Source organism: Mycobacterium avium subsp. avium (genome assembly GCF_009741445.1).
Lineage (GTDB): Bacteria > Actinomycetota > Actinomycetes > Mycobacteriales > Mycobacteriaceae > Mycobacterium > Mycobacterium avium.
In genome coordinates, this window is the sequence record NZ_CP046507.1 from 3,813,188 (window position 1) to 3,830,249 (window position 17,062).

Consider the following 17,062-nt stretch of genomic DNA (forward strand, 5'->3'; position numbering starts at 1 on the left):
ATACGCCGATCCTGAGCTACGCCGATACGTACTTCAGTACATACGTGCTGATTTACCAGGAGGAACGGCGCTCCCTGATCCGAGAATACTGATCTGCTGATCTACGAATTCCCGCATTTCATATTCCGGTTCCGGCGCGAATCGATTGCCATGGAGGCGGCGCTCAATAACGAAATCGCAAAGCGGGGAATTGTAAATTCCGACGTGGATTCGGCGGGTCGCCGGCGCGTCCGGGTCCCGCGGCGGGGCGACGGGTGAGCCACCCGGCGCGCCCCTGATCTACTGACCCGGGCGGGGCCGTGAACCTCGTCACGTCGGCGCCACGGCCCGGGCCCGGCCGACGGTGGCCGACCCGACCGGGGCGATGCGGATGCGCGGTCCGGCGCGGGCCACCAGTTGCACGATGCCCACGAAGCGTTCCCCGTCGATGATCGGCGACAGCGGCTCGTCGAGGGCCTCGATGATCATCTCGTGGCCGGTGACGTCGCGCAGCTCGGCACCGCGCAGCATGCCGTTGGTCAGCGCCAGCGGCAGCTGCACCACGATCTTCGACGGCCGCAGGTCTCCGGCCTGAAAGTGCAGCGCACCGGGTTGGGCCGCCTTGGGGAACAGCCGCAGTGGACCGCCGATGCGCAGGTCGATCGCCCCGGCGTGCAGCAGCCGGTGGGTGCGCGACGGCACCTCGTCGCCGTCGATGACCACCCGGGCGAGCGTCGGGGTGAACAGGATCGAGGCGTAGTTCGGGGTCCTCACCCGGCTCGGGGCGACCTTGGAGGTGATGTAGTCGCCGAAGCTGCGGGCGATCACCCGGGCGACGGCCAGGCGGCCGTGATCGGGGGCGTCGTAGTAGCGGTCGTAGAAGCGGTTGCCGACGCCCCCGGCGGCCAGCCCGAAGCAGAGCCGGTGGAACGCGGCGCCGTCGGCGGTGGCGCCGTCGAGCCGCAGGGTGTCCAGCCGAACCTCGGCCGGCGGCCGATCGGATTCGGCCGCGGCCACCAACGCGCGGATGATCGCCTCGGGGCGTCCGCGCACCCCGGCCTTGCGCGCGACGGCGTTGACGCTGCCGCCGTTGGTCGGCACGAACGCCGGCCAGCTGTCCGGGTCGGCGACGCCGCGTTCGATCTCGTTGATCAGCCAGTGCAGCGCGCCGTCGCCGCCGTCGCCCACCAGGTGGGTGACCCGGGGGCCGATCCGGCCGAGGGTGTCCCGGAGTTCCTCGATGGAGGCGGTCTCGTGCACCTCGCCCCACGGGCCGACGATGCGCCGCAACTCGGCGATGCGCGCCGGCGACGCGCCGCGATTCCTCCGCGCTTTCGGATTGACGATGACGCCTAGATACATCCGGCGATCCCCCGCGCGTACCTGACAAAACACCGCCGTTTCGGCGACCGCTCCGGTGGGATGTCGCTGGTCATCCCAGGCACGATACCCGCGCGTACCGCTGGGCGGGCAATGCGTCCGGTGCGCCGCGGGGGCGGCCGTTGGCCCGTCGGCGCCCTGCGCAGGTGCGAAGTTAGGGTGTCTGTCATGCCCGATTGGACCGCAGCGCAACTGCCCTCCTTCGCCGGCCGGACCGTCATCGTCACCGGTGCCAACGCCGGGCTGGGTGAGGTCACCGCGCGCGAGTTGGCGCGGGTCGGCGGCCACGTCATCCTGGCCGTGCGCAACACCGACAAGGGCCGCGCCGCCGCCGACCGGATGGCCGGCGTGGCGACCGGCCGGGTCGAGGTGCGTGAGCTCGACCTGCAGGACCTGGCGTCGGTGCGCCGCTTCGCCGACGGCATCGACACGGTCGACGTCCTGGTCAACAACGCGGGCATCATGGCCACCAAGCACGCGGTGACCGTCGACGGTTTCGAGGGCCAGATCGGCACCAACCACCTCGGCCACTTCGCGCTGACCAACCTGCTGCTGCCCAAGCTGACCGACCGGGTGGTGACGGTGTCCTCGCTGATGCACCACTTCGGCTACATCAGCCTCAAGGACCTGAACTTCCGGTCGCGGCCGTACTCGGCATGGCTGGCCTACAGCCAGTCGAAGCTGGCCAACCTGCTGTTCACCAGCGAGTTACAGCGGCGTCTGGACGCCGTGCCGTCGTCGCTGCGCGCCCTGGCCGCCCACCCGGGCTGGTCGCACACCAACCTGCAGGGGAACTCGGGCCGCAAACTGGGCGATGCGGCCGTCCTCGCGGTCGACCGCATCGTGTCCACCGACGCCGACTTCGGTGCCCGCCAGACGTTGTACGCCGTCTCGCAGGATTTGCCGGGCGACACCTTCGTCGGCCCGCGGTTCGGGCTGTACGGGCGGACCCAGCCGACGTGGCGGAATTGGCCGGCCAAGCGGGCCGGCACCGCCGCCGCGCTGTGGGAGCTGTCCGAGGAACTGACCGGGACCAAGTTTCCGCTCTGACCCGGATTTGCGGCGTGGGCGCGCGGCCGGGCCGCCGTCGCCGCGCCGGCCGCCCGGGGCGGTGACTAAATTGGTACTGAGCGCAACCCCGCGGGGGGTAGGAGGTTATGCCATGTCGGACGCGAATCTGGCCGCCGTCCTTGCCCTGTGCGCGGCACTGGCGTCCGCGGTCGGCAACGTGGTCCGGCAGCGGTCGGCGCAGGAGGTCACCGACAAACCGGTGGGCCATCTGGCGTTGTTCGGCATGTTGCTGCGCGACACCCGTTGGTGGCTGGGCGGTTTGGGCGACATCGGCAGTTATGTGTTGCTTGCCGCGGCCCTGGACCGGGGTTCGGTGCTGCTGGTGATGTCGCTGCAGGTGACGGCGCTGCTGTTCGCGCTGCCGATCTATGCGCGGATGACGCATCACCCGATCACCGGGCGGGAGTGGGCGTGGGCGCTGTTGCTGGCCGTGGCGCTGGCGGTGCTGATCGCCGTCGGCGACCCGACCGGCGGTCAGCAGCGGGCGCCGCTGCAGACCTGGCTCGTGGTGGCGGCGGTGATCGGGCCGCTGTTGGTGCTGGGTTTGCTGGGCGCCCGCGTCTGGGCGGACCGGCCGGTGGCGGCGCTGCTGCTGGCGGCGGTGGCCGGGTCGTTGCTGGCGATGTTCGCGGTGCTGATGAAGGGTGTCGTCGACATCCTGGAGCACAATCCAGGCCAGTTGTGGCGCAGCTTCGAGTTGTATGCGCTGGTGTTCTGCGGGGTGGCCGGGATGATCTATCACCAGTCGGCCTATCGGGCCGGCGCGCTCACCGCGTCGCTGCCGACGATCATCGTGGCCAAGCCGGTGGTGGGCGGCATCCTCGGGATCATCGTGCTGCGCGAGACCCTGGTGGCCGGCGGCTGGGAGTGGGTGGTCCTGGCGGTGACGGCGGTGGTGGTGATCGTGGCGACGGTGGGCCTGGCCCGCGGTGAGGCCGCGTCCATGTCGGCCGGCGCCGGGCGGGACGTGCGGCCGACCGACCGGCCCAAGGCGGCCTCCCAGGCCTGACGGCCTACGGGTTGATGGTGTTGTCGCCGACCTGGCGGCCCCAGACGTACTCGAGCGCATAGGGCGATCCGGTGTCCAGGTGGTTGTAGGGCGCGATGCTGTTGCCGGTGTCCATGATCAGCTCGGGCGCCGGCCACAGGTCCCGGGTGATCTTCTGCCAGCAGCCCGGCGCGCCGCCCGGCCCGCCGCGGGCGTTCACCCGGGGCAGGTTCTCGGGATAGATGTAGGGGTTGGGCGCGCCGCCGACCACGCCGACGATCCCGCCCACCATTGAGGCGATGACGGGCACCGCGGACACCGGGTTCGCGATGAGGCCCAGCCCGGAGAGCGCCTCGGTGTTCATGTTCAGTGAGTAGCCGTTGAAACCACCCTCGGCCGCGCCGGTGGCGGGCAGCGCGTCGTGTTCGTTGCGCATCAGGCAGTAGATCTCGGGGCTGTAGGTGTCCAGCAGTTGAGCGGTGGGGATCAGGTCTTGGGCGCCGCGCGCCAGATACGGCCCGCCCTTGGTGAACAGCTCGGCCCCGGTGTTGCCGAATCCGGCCGCCGACAACAGCGCCTGGTCCAGATCCTTCTGCTGGGCGTTGATCGTGCGCGAGGTGATCACCGCATTGTTGAGGAAGTCGAACAGGTCCGGCGACGCGTCCGCATAGGTGTCGCCAAGCGCCGCCAACCCCTGAATGTCCTTGCGCGCCTGCGGCATTCGTGGGTTCACGTCATCGAGCAACGCATTCGCGTTGACCACCGACTGGCCGAACTTCTCGCCCAGACCCGACAACGACTGCGCGGCCGCGCTCAAGGTCAGATTCAGCTTGACCGGATCCACCTTCTCCGCGATCGAGGTGATCGTCTGGAACAGGGTGTTGATCTCGGTGGTGACCGAGCGGGCGTCGATGATGGTGTGCGGGGTGATCTTCTGCGGCGACGGGTGCGCCGGCGTCGTCAGCGACACGTACTTGCCGCCGAACACCGTCGTCGCCTTGATGTCGGCGTTCACGTTCGACGGGATCAGCTTGAGATACCGCGGATACACCTCCAAGGTGAACCTCGCCGCCGGCTTGCCGTCGCGCACCGTCTCCGAAATCGAACCCACCCGCCCGATCTCGACCCCGTTGTAGGTCACCTTCGACCCCGGATCCATCACCAACCCCGCCCGCGACGCCAACATCGTCAGGCTGGGTCTTCTCGGTGAAGGCGCCGCGGAACTGGCCGTAGATCAGCGCCAGAATCAGCGCCAGCACCAGCAGCACGGCGACGGCGAGCAACTTGTACGGCGGGATGCGCGGGGAATTGATCTGAACAAGTGAATCGCTATTCGAGTCTCTCGACCTCACCGCCGCCCCTTGTGCTCGCTTTGCGCACCCGTTTCCCGCGTTGTAGGCAACCTCACCTCTGGTTCAGACCTCTGAAATGTACCGCGGCGGCCGCACACATGCGAACCGTTGTTCGCACTGCCAGTGGGCCGTGTCGGCCAGGGGGAGGCGATGCCGACGCCGCGGCCTGCCGGGCACGGATTCTCGTCATCGCCACCACCATCGGGCACCCACTCACCTTATTCTTGGCGAATGTCCGGCCATCTCGCGTCCCAGCCGTCGGCGGGGCGCTGGCATGCGATCGGCCTGATCGCATTCCTGTGGCTGGTCGGCATCTACTCGGTCAAGGCGCGCTTGGGCGGTGCGGGCGACCCGCGGCTGTACGGGCTGCTGGGCGGCGCGGCACTGGCGGCGGTGGCCGCCGCATTGGTCGGCCGGCTGCGCGGCCGGCAGGAGAGCCGGGCGCTGCTGGCCGGATGGCCGGTGGCCTCGCTGCTGCTCACCACCGTGGTCGGTGCCGTCGACCCGGCGGTCACCCGCGACTTTCCCGGCACCATCACGATCACGTTCGCCTACATCGGCCTCACCTGCCCGCGCTGGCGTTCGCTGGCCTTCGTCCCGCTGGGCGTGGCGGCCTTCGTGGTGGGCGGCGCCAAGGCGCTGCCGGACGGGTCGACCAGCGTGCTGCTGGCGGCGGCAATGTGGGTCATCGTCGCCGAGGTGCCGGCCTGGCTGATCGCCCGGCTCGAAGAGCAGAGCGCGCTGCTGCGCAAGGTGGCCCACACCGACGCGCTGACTCAACTGTTGGACCGCAGCACGCTCGGGCCCCGTCTCTCGGCGCACGCCAGCGAGTCGGCCGTCGTCGTCATCGATCTCGATAACTTCAACCGCTACAACGACACTCACGGCCACAGCGCCGGCGACGAACTTTTGGTGGCGTTCGCCGACGCGCTGCGCTGGTCGGTCGGCGCCGACGACGCCGTGTTCCGGATCGGCGGCGACGAGTTCCTCATCATGCTCGTCGGCGCCGATCGCGAGCAGGCGGAGCGGGTGCTCGACCGCCTCCGCGGCCGCTGGGCTGAGCTCGGCGAGCCGGTCGGCTTCAGCGCCGGGATCGCCGCCGGCGCGCAGGATCTGATGCGCCTGGCCGACGAGCACATGTACGCCAACAAGCGTTCCCGCGATCTGTCGGCCGACTGAGCCGCGGCTAGGCTCGGTACAGGCCTCGATAAGGACCCGGAAAGGTACGCGATGCTGACAGCGTTCGGATTCGAATCCCTGGGTGTGGTGGTCGGCGACATGTATTTCATCGACCCCGATCCGCTGGAAGGTCAGGAGACTCCGGAACGGGGCGTCAGGCTGGAACTGCGGCTGGTGGACCGCGACGAGCCGCAGGGTTCGATCTACGCCGGCGTCCCGATCACCTTCGGCCGCCCGGTGTGGCGGGTCGACCTGTTCGGCTCCACCGAGAGCCCGCCCGGGACGCTGGACCGGGCCCATCACCATCCGCGTTTCAACGGCTGGGAACCCAGCCGCCGCCACTTCGTTCCCGAGCTCTCGGCCGACCCGCTGTCCTGGCTGGCGGGGCAGCTCGCCGACCCGGCCGCGGTGCTGGCCCGGGCCGGCGTCGACCCCGACGAGGTCAGCCGGGCCGACCAGTCGGGGCTGGCGGCCGCGGCCCCCGAGATCGTCGCCGCGGTGAAACGGTTGCTGGACGGCGTGCGGGACGGGACGTTGGCGCCGGCACCGGAAAAACCGGTTGCCGCCGCCCGCACCGGCTGGCTGTAGCGCGTTGCGTTAGCGTCGTCGGCGTGACTGTGAAAAACATCCCGCTGACCACACTCGACGGCCGGCCCACCACGCTGGCCGAATTGTCCGACGGCGCAACGCTGGTCGTCAACGTCGCCTCCAAATGCGGGCTGACTCCGCAATACACGGCCCTGGAGAAGCTGGCCGAGGACTACGCCGCGCGCGGCCTGACCGTCGTGGGGGTGCCGTGCAACCAGTTCATGGGTCAGGAGCCCGGCACGCCCGAGGAGATCCGGGAGTTCTGCTCGACCAACTACGGTGTGACGTTCCCGCTGCTGGCCAAGACCGACGTCAACGGCGACGACCGGCACCCGCTGTACGCCGAGCTGACCAAGGCCGCCGACTCCGACGGCCGGGCCGGGGACATCCAGTGGAACTTCGAGAAGTTCCTCATCTCCCCCGACGGTGAGGTGGTGCGCCGCTTCCGGCCCCGCACCGAACCCGACGCGCCCGAGGTGATCAGCGCCATCGAGGCCGTGCTGCCCCGCTAGCGCGGCGTTCGGCCGGTGCGCCCGCTAGGCGAGCATCGGGTCGATCGCGGAACGCGGCACCAGGACCTGAGGGGCGCCCGCCGAGTCGGGCAGCAGACGACCCTGGTCGAAGAAGAAGATCACGCCGTCGTTGGTGATGGCGAAGCTCTGATAGTTCGCCGGGTCGTAGGCGGCGGCCGACGCTACGGTCACCGGCGGTGCCGTGGGCGTGGGGCTCGCCGGCTGGTTGGCCGGCGGTGCCGGCTGGTTCGGGTTCGCCGGGGGTGCGGTCTGCTTCTGCAGCTCGCTCTGCACGATCGGCGCGACGGTCGCCAGCGGGTCGTCGACGCGCCACAGCGGCGTGTTCTTCTTGTCGTCCGCCGCCGCGGTCCACACGATCTCCTTGCGATACGCCTGGTCCCAGTTGAACGACTTGTAGGTCGTGTGCGGGCCGGCGCCGGTGTTCTGGACGACCTTGAGCACCACCGCCTCGGTGCCGCGCGGCGGTATCGCCGACCCGTACTTCGCCGATGTGATGGTCAGCTGGTAGGGCTGATCGCGGGGTGCGGAGGATTTGGCGGCGTTGAGGAAATCGTCGCGCTGCTTGCTGATGAAGTCGGCCACCGGCTGCTCATCGGGGTAGTTGGCCGGGAAGCTGATGTCGACGTTGTAGCCGGGGTCGGCCATCTGGATCTGGCACGTCTGGCCGGTGTTGGCGCCCTTGAGGTCGGCGCAGTAGTCCTTCGGCGCGGCGGCGGCGGCACCGGCAGGGCCGACGAGAACGAGGGCCGCGGCGAACGCTGCCACGCTGAAACTGCGCATGTTGGATCCCTCCCCGAGAACTCACGCTACCGATGCGACGGAATTGAGCTAAAGATAAGCCATCGCGCCGCCGGCCCTGCTTGCCGGACTTCCCGCACGGGCCCGTGGGCCAACGGGCCGCAGGGCAGCACCGGTTGACAAGCGGCATGGAAACGGCCCCCGGAGATTCCTCCGGGGGCCGTTTCACCTGGTAGCCCTCAGTCAGTTCAGTTCGAACATAAGGTTGCACAACTTGCAAGATGATGCTCCTGCAACTGGTCGGCGTAACCATCTACCCTCACCAGTTCCTCGACGGCGACGGATCACCGCCCGGTTGCCGGTCGAGGTAGTAGAGCACTATGTGGCCGGCATGAGCACGCGGCGAGTCGCCGCCACGCTCCGGCTCGGACGTACAACTGTTCTCGGGATCTTGAAGGATGCGGGCGTCCCTATCCGTCCGCGTGGACGCAAGTACTGATGAGTTGATGGAGTTTCTACGGGCGCCAAATCTGACGCAATGGAGAGAAGATGTTCACGACGAACGGATCGGATGTTGCCACCACATTGCCGCCGACCAGCGCGAAGGCTTCAATAATGTGTGAGCCTGTGTAAGCGGTTCGTTCGAAGTTGATGGTTTGATCGGTCGTTTCACGGCCGTTAAGTTCCTTGCCTTTGAAGAAATCGCCACGCAACCCTGACTGGACCCTGGCGTGCTCACCGGTATTAGTTACCCGCCACCAAACATCGACGCCAGACGGACCAGAGACGACAGCTTTGAACCTCAGATTATTGAATCGCGATGCGAAGATGGCATGGCCGTCGCTTGGGTATTCACGAGACTTCCCTCTACGCCCATGTACCTCCCGGGCGAGGATTCGCACGCTATAACGGGAATCACGGTTAAGAACCCAGCCCTGGCTCTCCGGGGGTTTGGCATGCGACCGATCCGCGACTCGCATGCTGAGTTTCTCGCTTGATACGACCGGGAATGCATCGCCGAAGATCTCACCCCATTTCTCGCAGGCCTCTACGAGATTGTCGGCGTCGATAGCCTCGGCGGCAAGGGTTGCCGCCTCCTTTAGTTCTTTCTTGAAGTTGGAGAAGTCACCGTCGGACCAGAGCGCCGTGAGGTTCTCCGACTCCAGGACGGGGTTGAGCACTTCGGGTGCTGAATCCATCGATTCAAGGTCGGCGTTCATATTGATGAAGGTGGTCGCCACCCGGTCGGCATCGTCATCGACACCCACAGGCATGTGTTGAGACACCAGCACCTGAAGGACAATCGACTTCACCGCTTTTCGGACGTCTTGCTGTTCATCGCGCCAGCGCTTGAACATCCGTACCGTCCGCCGGAAGTCTTCGCTTTGCTCAGCACACCATGCGGTGTACTCAGTCGGCGCGGTGTCATGCCAGCCGCTGCCTTTGCGCGGTGCCTCGTACGGTGCATCGCTGTCATCTGTTGTTGAAACGCGTAGTGGCACAACATCGACGTGGAATCCGCCGATTTCATCGTCGGCGTAGGTTACGCGCACGCAGGGTTTACGCTCTGCGATCATGTTCTTGTAACGGCTGTTCTCAAGTGTGCCGAAAAGATCTCGAATTGCGTCTGTGGCACCGTCATCGTCGGTAGCGGTCACCGCGACAAGGTCGATGTCGTACTCGCCACCTTCAACCGGCCGAACTGCCGTCCCGTTGGCAAAGGAGCCCTGCAGGAACACCTCGTTGTCAGTTAGGCCATAGGACTCCTTGAGCAGGTCCGAGAGGGATTTTTGTGCGCTCTGAATCCGATCCACCTGCTTCTGCTTGAGTTCGATGGCCTCCAGAAACTCTTGAAACTGCTCTGACGCGTCGATCATTTCTTCGTTGCCTCACGGTTTCGCCAGGCGCCCGCGACCCAGCGCCAAGGCTGGAGCGAAAGGTGAGCGCGTACATCGCGCAGGTAGCCATCGATCATTTCTTGATCGATCGCGGGGTGGGTAGCGTCTGGATCAGCGTTTCCGTTCTTGCCCGGCTTGTCCCAGGCGGCCTGGATATGGGACAACATGGCCGACTTCGATGCGTGCACAAGCTTGCGGTAACTGCGACGCATGTATTTCGATTCGCTGCCGATCCAGCCCTCATGAAAATCCAATCGTTCTTGGAGATCATGAAACTTATCAACGATGACCCGATCGTTCTCCTCCGTATTGTTGCGCCGCCGAACCCTGTGCAACATTTCTTGCCACTCCAACGCTGCGCGAAACGCTTGGCCATACATCCCTCGCCGACGATCTCGTCCTACAAATACACGAGCAATGAAGGCAGACAGTAGGGCCACCACAATGGCGCTGGCAGCTGCGGCACCAGCGACGATCAGCTTAACTTCATTATCGGTTAATATCATTACGCTTACTGCTACTTCTTCTTATCATTATTAATTGCATCGGCTTATTTGCGTTTAGATACTAGTATATTGGTTGACGGGCGCGATTCCTAAAACTCTCCTGCCTAATGCAAGAAGGCAGTAAACAAGCATATGCTTTCAACACTTGAAAACCCTTTCTTGCATCGTCCAATCACGGTCGAGGCGAAGCTTAGACGGACGGTCCGACAGATTTGCGCACGACGCTCCAGGAGGCGGGCCTGTTCCGCATCAGAGGTACACCAGACTCATCGTCTGCGGATAGTCGTATCCAGCTCGTCCGGGCACAAGGGGCAAGAGCTAGACGTAGAGACGACTCTGCGCGGCTGGGAGACTAGATGTCTAGCGTTGGTGGATTTAACAAGGCTCGGATGGAACGTCTTGCTTGATGCGGCCGAACACCGGATGTCGCTCGTCGAGCTCGTCGAGAAGCTTATATTCCAAAGTGTGGAACAGCCCGTTGGGTTCGAGTAGCTCTGACTGCTTGCGCATGTAGGTGCGTAGTTCCGGATCGACGTCTCCTGACCATGTTGATTGCGATCTGCCCGCGCGGCCACCCGCCATTCGTCCGCCATGGCGGCCCACTACAAAGTGCCACTGGACATTTCGCTACACAGGCACCGCGATCTGTTCGTGCTGGATGTGCCACTCGGGTTGGGAAGCACGCCGATCCAACCGCATCGCGCGCCAGCGCGACAGGGTGTCGGCGCGCGCAGCACTCCGCCCGTGGCGGCAGGGAGACGATGACGCCTTCGATGACCTCACATGGTCGGACCCCAGACGCTTTTGATGACGACGCTCGACGGATGTAATCCGATTGCCCCTGAAGGCGTGATCGGCCACCATTGCTATTCATGCGCGTTGTGTTGGTGACCGGTGCGCGCGACTGGCCCGACGACCATATCGTGTGGGGTGTGCTCTCGGAGCAGGTACGGGAGCACGGCCCGTTCGTATTGGTGCACGGCGGATTGCCGGTGGGCGTTGACGCCCTGGCCCACGAATGGCTGTCGATTGAGGATCCGGCGTGCGACCTTCCGTGCTGCGATCCTGAGAACATGCGCCTGATGCAGCAACTCGAGGAGAGCTATCCCGTCGACCTGAGGGCCGAAGGATTCGCCGGTATCGCAACGCGTAATCAGCGCATGGTCGATCGCGGCGCCGATGTGTGCCTGGCCTTCATCGGTCAGCGGTCGCGCGGATCCATTGACTGCATGACGCGCGCCGACATCGCCGGTATCCCGGTCATCCAATACGGTCCCGAGGTCGGTCCCCAGAGCGCCAAGCACGGCACCCTCTGCTGCTCGGCCTGCGAACACCCCGCCATTGAGCACGATGGCGACGGCTGCCACGTGTTCGGTGACCTCGACGACTGCACTTGCGCCGGCTACCAGGTCGACCCGACGGATCTCGTGTAATCGCGTTGGCTTGGCCGCTACCAGCGGGGCGCCCGCACGCGAACCTCCCGCGCGGGTATCTCCCACGGTGCCAGGGGCCGGTCGACCACCGGCCTAACCGTCTCGGGGCGGATGCGCTCGTCGTTGTGCTCGCGCTCATAACCTTCAGCGTGAATCGCGTTGTGCTGCCTTAGCTCGTCGATCACCTCGGCAAGAAGAATATTGAGCCGACGCACTTCAGCGTCAGCGGCAGTAAGCCGCTCACAGAACGTGACTGACCGGTGGCCGCACCAGCCACGGAGCAGTTCGTGGACTGGACGGTAGTGCTTCCGATACAACTCGTATTCCCTCTCGGGCGGAGAGGTGTCCTTGCCAGATCCGTCAAGCGCTTTGTACTCCCGGCCTCGCTTGCAGTGCTCCCGGATCTCGGCTTCCTCAGCGGTGATCCGGTCCAGGATCGGCACGGGATTCGCGGCGCAGGCGTGTCGGGCAATCAGCAGCGTGCCTTCTGCAGATAGTTCCAATACGTCGTCGCGCTTGAACCACTGGACTTGCTCCAAGATGTCGCTCATCGGCTGACGCATCAGCCGCTCCAGTGCATCACTATCCCGCACCGTCGCCCCATTACGGACGAACGAATCGTAATAGGTAGCAACTTCTTTCGGGATCAGCCCGTCGAATACCTCTCCGGCGGCCACCTCCTCGGTGTCATCGATTTCGTAGTCATTCAGGCGTTGCCAGTTAGCCATCAGGTCGTCGTACGCCGCAACGGAGCTCCACGGACCGCGCAAGCGTGTCGCAGGAACGTTGTCGCGGCGGCCCGCGTGCTCGGCGTTGACGGAACTCTTCGAGCGCCTGCTCGATCCGAAGCTCAAAGACAACCTTGACACCGAACTCGCTTCGATGGACCCAACGCTGACGTCAGGGCCTGCGATGTCCAGAACAGGGAAAACTGGCCTTGAAATGTCGAAAAGTTCGAACCTGGGTCCCTGGTATCAGGACACAAGTTCGAACTTTCGAACTTTAGTAGCGGGGACAGGATTCGAACCTGCGACCTCTGGGTTATGAGCCCAGCGAGCTACCGAGCTGCTCCACCCCGCGTCGGGTAAATGCCAGGTTACCGAACGCGAGTCGCGGCGACCAAATCGCGCGGTCATCGGGGGTATCCACGGCCAGATTGCCGCCATGTTTGCGACAGGAGCCGCGCCTACAGCGATGGCGGCAATCTTGGCGACGTCCAAATTTAGCACCGGTGCCGCCCCGGCCGTGGCCGCCGCTATTTGGTGTTGTTGTACTTGGTGATCGCGTCGTCCAACCGCTGCAGCGCCGCGCCGTAGCCGGCGAAATCGCCCTTCTTCTGGGCGTCCTTGGCCGCGCCGATCGCCGCCTGAATCTCTTGCAGCACAGCGGCTTTGGCGGGAGACAGCGTCACCGAACCGTCGGGAACCGGCGGCGCGGCCACCGGCGGTGCCGATCCCGGCGCCACAGCGGGCGCCGGCGCGTTTGCCGGCGGACTCGCCGCGGGCGCCCCGCCTTCGGTGGGCTGAATGTTGGTCGCCGCCGCCCCCGCGCCGGGGCCGAACAGCCCGGTGAGCGCGTCGCGCACCGTCGGGCCGTACCCGATCTTGTCGTTGTACATCATCGCCACCCGGATCAGCCGCGGATAGGACGACGCCGCGTCGCTGGCCCCCGGGGAGGCGTACACGGGTTCGACGTAGAGCAACCCGCCCTGCCCCACGGGCAACGTGAGCAAGTTGCCCCACCGGATCCGGTTCTGGTTGTCGCGCCCGATCACCCCGAGGTCCTGCGACACCGCCGGGTCGGTGGTGATCGCGTTGTTGGCCAGCTTCGGCCCGTTGACTTGGCCCGGGATGGTCAGCACGGTGATCCGCCCGTACGTCGCCGGGTCGGAGCTGGCGCTGATGTAGGCCGCCAGGTAGTCGCGCTTGAACCGGTTCATCGCGCTGGTCAGCTGATACGACGACGAATTGTCGTTCTTCGCAATGTTTTTCGCGACGATGTAGTAGGGCGGCTGGTAACTGCTGGCCGTCGGGTTGGGATCCAGCGGCACGTCCCAGAAATCCGAGGTGGAGAAGAACGTCACCGGGTCGTTGACGTGATACTTCGCCAGCAGCATCCGCTGCACTTTGAACAGGTCCTCGGGATAGCGCAGGTGCTCGGCCAGCTCCGGGCTGATGTCGCTCTTGGGTTTGACGGTGCCCGGGAAGACCTGCATCCACGCCTTGAGCACCGGGTCCTGCTCGTCTTGCTGGTACAGCGTAACGGTGCCGTCGTAGGCGTCCACCGTCGCCTTGACCGAGTTGCGGATGTAGGAGACCCGCTTGTCGGGCGCCAGCTTGTTGAACGCCACCTCGTTGGAGTCCGCGGTGGCCGACTCCAGCGAGGTCAGTTCGGAATACGGGTAGTTGTCCAGGGTGGTGTAGCCGTCGATGATCCACACCAGCCGCTTGTTGACGATGGCCGGGTAAACCGAGCTGTCGGTGGTCAGCCACGGTGCCACCGCCTCCACCCGCCGCGCCGGGTCACGGTTGAACAGGATCTTGCTGTTCGAGCCGATCACGTTGGAGAACAAGAAGTTTCGCTCGGCGAACTTGGCGGCGAACACGCTGCGCGACAACCAGTCGCCGATCGGCACCCCACCCAGCCCGGTGTAGGTGTAGTTCTTGGTTTCGGTGCTGGTCTCGTAGTCGTATTCGCGATCGGCGCCGTTGCGCCCGACGATCGCGTAGTCGGCGGAGGTGTTGGAGATGACCGGGCCGAAGTAGACGCGGGGCTGGTCGAGTGGCGCGGGACCGTCGGACACCACGTTGCCGTTGGCGCCGACGACGTTCACCAGGAATTCGGGATAGCCGCCGTTTTGGTTGGGGTCGTTGGCGATTCCGCGCACCGTGTTGGCCGGCGAGGCGATGAATCCGTTGCCGTGGGTGTAGACGGTGTGCCGGTTGATCCAGTCCCGCTGGTTGTCGATCAGCCGGTCGGGGTTGAGCTCGCGGGCCGCCACCACGTAGTCACGCAACGCCCCGTTGCGGTCCAGGTAGCGGTCGATGGACAGCTGGTCGGGAAAGTAGTAGAAGTTCTTGCCCTGCTGGAACTGGGTGAAGGCCGGGCTGACGATCGTCGGATCGAGCAGCCGGATGTTGGAGGTGGTCGCCCGGTCGTCGGCGACCTGCTGGGCGGTGGCCTGCGCGTCACCGGTGTAGTTGCGATAGGTGACCACGTCGCTGGTCAGGCCGTAGGCCTGCCGGGTGGCGGTGATGCTGCGGCTGATGTATTCGCTTTCCTTTTGCGCGGCATTGGGTTTGACGCTGATCTGCTCGACGATCAACGGCCACCCGGCGCCCACGATCAACGACGACAGCAGCAGCAGCACCAGGCCGATCGCGGGAATCCTCAAGTCCCGCATGGTGATCGCCGAGAACACCGCGGCCGCGCAGATCAGCGCGATCGCCATCAGGATCAGCTTCGCCGGCAGCACCGCGTTGATGTCGGTGTACCCGGCGCCGGTGAACGGCTTGCCGCCGCGGGTGTGCGACAACAGCTCGTAGCGGTCCAGCCAGTAGGCAACCGCCTTGAGCAGCACCAGCAAGCCGACCAGGGTGACCAGCTGGATGCGCGCCGACCGGCTCAGCGCGCCGGTGCGCCCGGACAGCCGGATGCCACCGAAGATGTAGTGGGCCAACAGGTTGGCCACGAAGGCCAGGAACACCGCGACGAACAGGTAGGACAGCAGCAGCCGGTAGAACGGCAGCTCGAACGCGTAGAAGCCGAGGTCCTTGCCGAACTGCGGATCCTTGATGCCGAAATCGCCGCCGTGCAAGAACAATTGGATGCGCACCCAATAGCTCTGCGCGATGATGCCGGCCAGCAGGCCGATCGCCACCGGGACGCCGACGCTGACCAGCCGCAGCCGGGAAAGGACCAGGGCGCGGTAGCGCGCCACCGGATCGTTGTCGTTGCTGGGCACGAACACCGGGCGGGTGCGGTAGGCCACCGCCAGGCCGGCGAACACGATGCCGCCCACCAGCAGACCGGCGATAAAAAAGACCACGAAGCGGGTGACCAGCACGGTGGAGAACACCGAGCGGTAGCCGAGCTCGCCGAACCACAGCCAGTCCACGTAGGCGTCGATCAGCCGGGGACCCGCGAGCAGCAATGCGATCACACCCAGTGCGATCAGGATCAGAATCCGGCTACGCCGGGTCAGCTTCGGCATCCTTGCGGTGGGCCGCATCCCCACTGGCTACGCTCCCTGATCGATTGCTAGACGGTGACAACTCTACGCACTGGGAAAACCGGTGATCGCGGCTAGCAGCTCGGCGGTTGCCCGCCCGCGGTGATCGCGTGCAGCGCATCCACCGCCTGGGCGAGCGTCTCCACCTTCACCAGGCGCAGCCCGGACGGATTGTCCGAGCTGGCCTCGTAACAGTTCTTCGCCGGCACCAGGAAGACGGTGGCCCCGGCCGCGTGCGCGGCGACCATCTTGTGGGTGATGCCGCCGATCTGGCCGACCTTGCCGTCGGCGGAGATCGTTCCCGTCCCGGCGACGAAATTGGAGCCGGCCAAGTCGCCGGTGGTGAGCTTGTCGACCACCGCCAGGCTGAACATCAGCCCGGCGGACGGCCCGCCCACGTTCGCGAGGTTGAAGTTCACCACGAACGGCGCCCAGGGCGCGTCGAGCACGGCGACACCCAGGAAGCCGTAATCGCGGTCCTTGTTGGCGCCGAGCGTGATCTGCGCCACACCGGCGGGCTCGTTCTTGCGCCGGTAGTCGATCGTCACGGTCTGGCCGGGCTTGGTGTTCTTCAACAGCCCGGTGAACTCCTCGACCGTGGCAACCGGGGTGCCGTTGACTGCGTCGATGGCGTCGCCGACCTTCAGCTTGCCGGCCGACGGGCCGGGCTCGGGGACCTTGGCCACCGTCACCGCCGACGGGTACTTCAGGTAGCCCAGGGCGGCGTAGGCGGCGCTGTCCTCGGATTGCTTGAAGTCGGCGTTGTTGGCCTTGTCGACATCCTCGCGCGACTTGCCGGGCGGGTAGATGAGGTCGCGCGGCACCAGCTGCTCGGTGTCCGAAAGCCACAGCGTCAGCGCCTCGCCCAGGGTCAGATCGTCGCGCTGGGACACCGTCGTCATGTTGAGGTGGCCGGTGGTCGGGTGCGTCATGGTGCCCTCGATCGCCACCACCTGCTTGCCGTCGACCTCACCGAGCGTGTCGAAGGTGGGGCCGGGCCCCAGCGACACGAACGGGACCGTCACCACCGCCAGCAACACGCCGAACACCACGATCGGCACCAGCGCGACCATCAAGGTCAGGATGCGCCTGTTCACGCCGATTACACTAGACGGAGCCCGCCGTCTCGCTGTCAGCCACAAGGGCCCGCTACACCGTTCAGCTACAAGCTGACCCGAGGCCGCAC

13 protein-coding genes, 1 tRNA gene and 1 pseudogene are annotated in these 17,062 nt (G+C 65.8%); 6 read left to right on the forward strand and 9 right to left on the reverse strand.

The annotated features are described in order from the left end of the window. Window positions 1-309: 309 nt before the first annotated feature. Entirely contained in the window at window positions 310-1,341 is a 1,032-nt protein-coding gene (locus tag MAA44156_RS17745; RefSeq protein WP_009978605.1) for a diacylglycerol kinase family protein, read from the reverse strand. A gap of 186 nt (window positions 1,342-1,527) precedes the next feature. On the opposite strand from MAA44156_RS17745, the gene MAA44156_RS17750 reads away from it, so the two are divergent. Both MAA44156_RS17750 and MAA44156_RS17755 read left to right on the forward strand, forming a co-directional pair. Next, a complete protein-coding gene (locus MAA44156_RS17750) occupies window positions 1,528-2,409 on the forward strand; it encodes an oxidoreductase (RefSeq protein ID WP_003874647.1) in 882 nt (293 codons plus the stop codon). 112 nt (window positions 2,410-2,521) lie between these two features. Continuing rightward, window positions 2,522-3,439 carry a DMT family transporter gene (locus MAA44156_RS17755; protein ID WP_003874645.1) on the forward strand — a complete coding sequence of 306 codons (918 nt, stop codon included), beginning with the start codon at window positions 2,522-2,524 and terminating at the stop codon, window positions 3,437-3,439. Between the two features lie 4 nt (window positions 3,440-3,443). Here the strand turns inward: MAA44156_RS17755 and MAA44156_RS17760 are convergent. Beyond that, window positions 3,444-4,770 (reverse strand): annotated as a pseudogene (locus tag MAA44156_RS17760) (MCE family protein). Between the two features lie 231 nt (window positions 4,771-5,001). Here MAA44156_RS17760 and MAA44156_RS17765 point away from each other — a divergent pair. The 3 genes from MAA44156_RS17765 to MAA44156_RS17775 are packed head-to-tail and all read left to right on the forward strand — an operon-like array spanning window position 5,002 to window position 7,049. Next, window positions 5,002-5,949 carry a GGDEF domain-containing protein gene (locus tag MAA44156_RS17765; protein ID WP_009978632.1) on the forward strand — a complete coding sequence of 316 codons (948 nt, stop codon included), beginning with the start codon at window positions 5,002-5,004 and terminating at the stop codon, window positions 5,947-5,949. Window positions 5,950-6,000: 51 nt separating this feature from the next. Beyond that, the gene (locus MAA44156_RS17770) at window positions 6,001-6,537 is read left to right on the forward strand and encodes a hypothetical protein (protein ID WP_009978633.1); all 537 of its coding nucleotides are present in this window, start codon (window positions 6,001-6,003) and stop codon (window positions 6,535-6,537) included. Window positions 6,538-6,560: 23 nt separating this feature from the next. Further along, window positions 6,561-7,049 (forward strand): glutathione peroxidase, encoded by a 489-nt coding sequence (locus MAA44156_RS17775; protein ID WP_023879556.1) that lies wholly within the window; start codon window positions 6,561-6,563, stop codon window positions 7,047-7,049. A 24-nt stretch (window positions 7,050-7,073) separates the two neighbouring features. Here MAA44156_RS17775 and MAA44156_RS17780 read toward each other — a convergent pair whose 3' ends face one another. From MAA44156_RS17780 to MAA44156_RS17790, 3 genes are all read right to left on the reverse strand, one after another. Further along, the gene (locus tag MAA44156_RS17780) at window positions 7,074-7,850 is read right to left on the reverse strand and encodes an RsiV family protein (protein WP_009978635.1); all 777 of its coding nucleotides are present in this window, start codon (window positions 7,848-7,850) and stop codon (window positions 7,074-7,076) included. Between the two features lie 473 nt (window positions 7,851-8,323). Then, on the reverse strand, window positions 8,324-9,685 hold the full coding sequence (locus tag MAA44156_RS17785) for an SMODS domain-containing nucleotidyltransferase (protein WP_009978636.1): 1,362 nt from the start codon (window positions 9,683-9,685) through the stop codon (window positions 8,324-8,326). Next, window positions 9,682-10,212: a hypothetical protein gene (locus MAA44156_RS17790; protein WP_134799921.1), complete on the reverse strand. Its 531-nt coding sequence runs from the start codon at window positions 10,210-10,212 to the stop codon at window positions 9,682-9,684. The genes MAA44156_RS17785 and MAA44156_RS17790 overlap by 4 nt, the downstream gene beginning before the upstream one ends. Window positions 10,213-11,084: 872 nt before the next feature. Between MAA44156_RS17790 and MAA44156_RS17795 the strand changes: the two genes are divergently transcribed. Continuing rightward, entirely contained in the window at window positions 11,085-11,645 is a 561-nt protein-coding gene (locus MAA44156_RS17795) for an SLOG family protein (protein WP_009978639.1), read from the forward strand. A 17-nt stretch (window positions 11,646-11,662) separates the two neighbouring features. Here MAA44156_RS17795 and MAA44156_RS17800 read toward each other — a convergent pair whose 3' ends face one another. The 4 genes from MAA44156_RS17800 to MAA44156_RS17815 form a co-directional block, all read right to left on the reverse strand. Next, entirely contained in the window at window positions 11,663-12,499 is an 837-nt protein-coding gene (locus MAA44156_RS17800; RefSeq protein WP_176213669.1) for a hypothetical protein, read from the reverse strand. Between the two features lie 152 nt (window positions 12,500-12,651). Next, window positions 12,652-12,725: transfer RNA gene (locus MAA44156_RS17805), tRNA-Met, on the reverse strand. A 175-nt stretch (window positions 12,726-12,900) separates the two neighbouring features. Beyond that, the gene (locus MAA44156_RS17810) at window positions 12,901-15,882 is read right to left on the reverse strand and encodes a UPF0182 family protein (protein ID WP_009978642.1); all 2,982 of its coding nucleotides are present in this window, start codon (window positions 15,880-15,882) and stop codon (window positions 12,901-12,903) included. A gap of 68 nt (window positions 15,883-15,950) precedes the next feature. After that, window positions 15,951-16,973: a YlbL family protein gene (locus tag MAA44156_RS17815; protein ID WP_003878886.1), complete on the reverse strand. Its 1,023-nt coding sequence runs from the start codon at window positions 16,971-16,973 to the stop codon at window positions 15,951-15,953. Window positions 16,974-17,062 lie beyond the last annotated feature (89 nt).